This window comes from Paracoccus sp. (in: a-proteobacteria), assembly GCF_030538655.1.
Lineage (GTDB): Bacteria > Pseudomonadota > Alphaproteobacteria > Rhodobacterales > Rhodobacteraceae > Paracoccus.
This window is the reverse complement of record NZ_JAUNTO010000044.1, coordinates 1-4,984: the sequence shown is the minus strand read 5'-3', so window position 1 is coordinate 4,984 and position 4,984 is coordinate 1. Positions and strand designations below refer to the sequence as shown.

Here is a 4,984-nt window from a genome sequence, read left to right as displayed (position 1 = left end):
CCCGCATTGACGATCAAGCCGCATTTCAGCCCCTTGCGCTGCACCACACGGTTCAGCATCGCGGTGCCGGAATAAACCCCGGTCTGGATCGAACCCAGCGCATCCTCCAGCGACAGGCCCCAGTGCTCCAACCCCTCGCGTGAGGATTCGATCAGGCCAAGCGCCTCGTTCTGCGGGGTCGATTGCGCCTTGCCGACGACGAAATCACCGTCGCTGTCCACAAAGAACGTATCGGTCATGGTTCCGCCCGCGTCGATGCCAAGCACCTGCACGGTCCGGTCGTTTTTCTTGTCGAGTGGCAATGTGACGTCCTCCCTTCACATCACGCGCAGCGATGGCGCGGCGCGTCTGTTCAGGTTGGTTTTTTCGTCAGCCGGTGGTTGTCCGATTATCGAACGATCCGACGGTCACGCTGCGGACGCAAAGTCAATCGCGCTGGTGGCGCGGGATGTCGTAACTGTCCAGTTTCATATAAAGCGTAGAACGGGCGATGCCCAACCGCTTGGCTGTGCGGGATAAATTTCCGCCCTCTGCATCCATCGCCTCAAGGATGCGCAACCGCTCGCCGTCGCGCAGCGTATCGACCGGGCGCTGTCGGACAGGTGTCCGGATCTCGGGCGGCAATGTCTGCACGTCGATCAGCCCGGTAGATGACAGCGCATCCAGCGCGGCGATCAGGTTCGCCATCTCGCGCAGGTTGCCCGGCCAGCGATAGGCTTGCAGCGCCGCCATCGCGCCCGAGGTAAAGTTCAGGTTCCGCCCGCCAGTGGTATCGGCGTGATGGCGGGTCATCATCTTCAACGTGGCGGCGATTTCCTCGGGCCGTTCGTGCAGGGGCGGTATATTCAGCCGTGCCGCGGCGATGCGGTGATACAGATCGCTGCGAAACTCGCCCGCCTGCATGGCGGCATAAAGCGGGCGGCTGGACAAGGCGATGATCCGGCTGCCCCCCTGAATCGTCATTTCCACCAGACTCAGCAGCAGTTTCTGAACCTCGTCGCTGACAGAACCCGGACCGTTCAGACATAAAACACCGCCCGCGCCGTCGCATGTCAGCCGCGCACCATGCGCCAGATCTTCGCGCAGGGTAGCGGCGGTCAGGATCGAACAGTCGATCATCTCGAACGGGCCTTGTGCCTGCGGGCTGGCCCGGTGGATGGCCTGCGCCAGAAAAGTTTTGCCTACGCCCGATTCGCCCTCGATCAGCAGGGGAATTGCCGTGCGGGCCAGCCGCTCGGCCTGCGCGCACAGCGCCGCCGAAACCGGGCCTGCCTGCCCGATACGGATCAGTTCCGCCCCCGGATCAGGTCTGGCCGCCCGCCTGCGACGCAGCGAAATCATCACGCCGATGGCCTCATCGGGCGATCCGATCACCTCAAGATCGGTGCCGGGCATACATTCGCCCAATGCCTCGGCGATGGTGTCGGATGGCTGGTCGATCAGGTCCGGGATGCGCGCACGCAGAGCACTCAGCGCCGTGTCGTCATCGCAAAACCGCTGAAACCCCTCGGTCGCAAAGACATCATTTCCGGCCCGATCCATCATCAGCATCGGTTCGTTCCCGCGCCGCAGACGGCGCAGGTGCAGACGTTCGATCAGGGTTTCATGTTCCTGCGCCAGCATCCGGGTCAGGTCGGATTCCACCTGTGCGGCCAATGCGGCGGACAGCGCGGCGGCATTCGGCTGTGCCAGATGGTCAAGCCAGGAAATATCCACGACCCCCAACAGCGCCCCGGTGCCGGGATCGGTGATCGGCGTCGCGGCACAATTCCAACGCTGGATCGCCTCGCAGAAATGCTCGACCGAGTGGATCGTGACCGGGCGGCGCAGATGCAGCGCCGTGCCGATAGCATTGGTGCCGATGGCCTGTTCGGTCCAGTCACCGCCCAGATGGAGATGGTTTTCGCGCCCCATCGCCAGAATGCCGGAATCCCCACCCGCATCCAGCACCACACCCGAGCGATCACACAGCAGCACGATATTGCCCGTATGCGCCAGCAGGTAATTCGCCCGCGCCAGCGCATTGTCCGCCCCCTTGCGCAATCGCCGTGCCACGGCCCGCGCGGTCAGCAATTCCGCCTCGCTGCGCAAAGGCGCGCGGGACGGGTTCGCGACACCTGCCTGATCCGAGCGCCGCCAACTGGCCAGAACATCCTCGCGAATCCGCGACGGCACCTTGCCCAGCCCGACAAAATCCTCCCAGTCGCGCTTGGTGATATTCAGCCCCATCCGTCCCTCCCCGAACGATGACGCCGCGCCCGCGCCAGGCGCAGACACCCCGCAAGCGTCCACATAGATCAGCCGCCTGTCAAGTCAGAGCTTGGTCGCCTGTCCATGCCGGCTATCCCGCCGCCGCCATCACCCGTTCCAGCGTAGCGGCATCCAGTGCCGCCGGATTGGCCGCCATCGAGGATGACGTCACCGCTGCCTGTGCCGCCGCCTGCCGCGTGGCATCGTCCAGCCGCAAAGGCGGCAGGACGTGGCTGTGTGCCCATTGTGCCAGATAGGCCGCCGCATCGGCCAGCATAGTGTCGCCCGGCAGGCCAAAGGCCGCCGCAATCCATGCCCCCACCTGATCCAGTCGCGCAGCCAGCGCCGGGTCGGTCACGGCCGCGCGGTTGGCGGTCAGCACCGGGGCCAGCAGCGCGCCGCAGATCGCGCCATGCGCCACGCCGATCAACCCGCCCAGCGGCCCGGCCAGCCCATGCACCGCCCCCAGCCCGGCATTGGCCAGCGCCAGACCGCCACACAGGCTGACCCAAGCCAGTTCGTCGCGGGCACGGGCATCCTCGGCCTGCATCAGCCGGATCAGTGCCGCCAGCCCGCGCGGGATCGCATCGCGGCACAGCGCATCGGTCAGCGGGTTGGCGCGGGTGCAGCAGAACGGCTCGATCACCTGGGTGATGGCATCCAGCCCCGACGCCAGCGTGATCGCGCGCGGGCAGTCATCAGTCAGCCCCGGATCGACGATGGCCAGACGCGGCAGCATGGCGGGGTCGCGCAGGCTGACCTTGCGGCGATGGTCAGGCACGGTGATGACGGCGTTACGCGTCACCTCGGCCCCGGTGCCGGCGGTGGTCGGGATGGCGACAAAGGGCAGCGGCGGGCGATCCAGTGGCAGGCCCGCACCGACGACCTCGAGATGATCGGTGATCGGTCGGGTGGCGGGGATCAGCGCCGCAATCGCCTTGCCCGCATCAATGGCCGACCCGCCGCCCAATGCGACCACCGCCCCCACCCCTGCCGCACGGGCGGTTTCGGTGGCGGACCGGATCAGCGGCAGGTCTGGCTCACCCGGCACCGCCAGCCGCAGCGGTGCGTCCAGCGCAGCGGCCAGCCAGTCGGCCCGCCGCCCGTCCGCACCATGCACCAGCAACACCCGCGCCCCGCCTGCCATGGCGCGGATACGGTCGGCGGCGGTCAAGGACGAACCGCGACCAAAAGCAATCTCGGTCGCGGTCATAAAGGTAAACGGTGTCATCGACGTCCCCGGCAGGTTTCCCCCCTGATGCCGGGCGCACCGCTGTTGTGCAAGCACTCAGGCGGCGGCGCAGGGTCGTCACGACAGCAGCAGACCACCGGCAGGCAATGCATGGTCACGGGAACCGCCATCATCGCCACATCATAGCTGTTGCCCGCCGTCAGCGCGCTCAGCGGATCAGTGCCCATCGGGTCAAAGAAGAACATCTCGATGGTCAGCCCGTTCAGGAATTTCGTCGTCAGCGGGCCAGTCATACCGCCAAAACCAAGGCTTAGATGATCCGTGCCATCCAGCAAGGTGAAAACGCCGTCCACATCGGAATAGGGGGCATCCTGCGCGAAACCAAGCGCCAGATTGACGAACAGCTCGCCGGTATAGCCGAAATCCACCCCCGTGGCCGGGGCGTCAAAGATCAGCCGATCGCCCGTGCCGTCAAAGCTGATCTCGACCGCCTCGGACGGGCCGTGACCGCTGGCTTCGACCGTTACATCATAGCGTTAATGCGGGTTTCGCCGCCCCCCGACCACGCAGCCCCCAACCGTCACCAGATCCGCCACCGGCGTGAATGACGCGATTAACACAGCTTCCGGCAAAGAGGGATCGCCGTCGGCGTCGTGATCGTTTCCTGAATATAAAAGCCGCCCAGACCGGACAGCATCTGTGTGATGATGACCTGCACGCGAACCTGTTCGTTCGGCATCAGACTTTCATCGCCGGCACCGACCACGCCGCCCGGCATATCATCGGCCAGATCAGTTGAACCCTGCGCGACATGGAGCTTTACATACCGATAGACAACGGGATCTGCGGCACAGCGTGCCCACGCGCGGATTATTGAAGTCGGCAAAGGTGAAATCCGACGCATCCCCGGTCGAAACGCCATCCCGTAAACACGGATCACCCCGGCAGGCAGGAACACACCATCCGGCCCGACGAGGGGGGCGTTAAAATAGACATACTCCGGCCCCTCGCCATCACTGACACCAATCGCATCAGTGACGGTTTCCGCGCCGATCACCCGATTGCGGCTGAGGTCGGCGGTCGCCACCAGCGTGATGGTATAGCTGGAATTTTCGATAAAGATAACACTGGCCGTGACGCCATAGCTCGTTTGCGCCAACACATTGGCGATCAAGAAAAGCCACTATCTCCGATCACATGTTCCGCCATAAAATCCAACCGGGCCTCGATCATGCTGTTAGCGATATTATCTGTTTCCACCACGATCAGACTTAATCCCGCCAACAATATGTCGTGGACGTCGATCCGTTCCACGAACTCACCACATGCGCCAACGGCGGAGCCTAAGACCATCAACAAAGGCTAGGCAGCCCTAACACTCGGCGGGGCGATGGTCAGATCGGCGGGGGTGATCTGGATACTTATATGCGGGCCTGCTTTGGTTAACATGGTCCCCGGTTAACCCCCCCACGCCCCTTTTTTTCACCCTGCTTTTTTGATTTCCTTCATGGTTGTGTTTGTGTTTTCGGTTATTTTTGTATT

6 protein-coding genes are annotated in these 4,984 nt (G+C 63.9%); all 6 read right to left on the bottom strand.

Annotated features, from left to right (window positions below; genetic code table 11):
• The coding region (locus tag Q4G22_RS15595; RefSeq protein ID WP_303386807.1) for a hydantoinase/oxoprolinase N-terminal domain-containing protein at positions 1 to 302 on the bottom strand (302 nt) is incomplete at its 3' end.
• 124 nt (positions 303 to 426) lie between these two features.
• Entirely contained in the window at positions 427 to 2,229 is a 1,803-nt protein-coding gene (locus Q4G22_RS15590; protein ID WP_303386806.1) for a sigma-54-dependent Fis family transcriptional regulator, read from the bottom strand.
• Positions 2,230 to 2,341: 112 nt separating this feature from the next.
• A complete protein-coding gene (locus tag Q4G22_RS15585) occupies positions 2,342 to 3,481 on the bottom strand; it encodes an iron-containing alcohol dehydrogenase (RefSeq protein WP_303386805.1) in 1,140 nt (379 codons plus the stop codon).
• Positions 3,478 to 3,870, bottom strand: coding sequence for a hypothetical protein (locus tag Q4G22_RS15580; RefSeq protein ID WP_303386804.1), 393 nt, complete (start codon positions 3,868 to 3,870; stop codon positions 3,478 to 3,480). Before Q4G22_RS15580 ends, Q4G22_RS15585 begins: the two co-directional genes overlap by 4 nt.
• Positions 3,871 to 4,055: 185 nt before the next feature.
• Positions 4,056 to 4,616 (bottom strand): hypothetical protein, encoded by a 561-nt coding sequence (locus tag Q4G22_RS15575; protein WP_303386803.1) that lies wholly within the window; start codon positions 4,614 to 4,616, stop codon positions 4,056 to 4,058.
• Entirely contained in the window at positions 4,613 to 4,756 is a 144-nt protein-coding gene (locus tag Q4G22_RS15570; protein WP_303386802.1) for a hypothetical protein, read from the bottom strand. Before Q4G22_RS15570 ends, Q4G22_RS15575 begins: the two co-directional genes overlap by 4 nt.
• Positions 4,757 to 4,984: the final 228 nt, after the last annotated feature.

Excerpts from the sequence above, each read along its gene's own strand:
- Q4G22_RS15585 (WP_303386805.1), bottom strand. The coding sequence starts at position 3,481 with ATGACACCGTTTACCTTTATGACCGCGACCGAGATTGCTTTTGGTCGC.
- Q4G22_RS15590 (WP_303386806.1), bottom strand. The coding sequence starts at position 2,229 with ATGGGGCTGAATATCACCAAGCGCGACTGGGAGGATTTTGTCGGGCTG.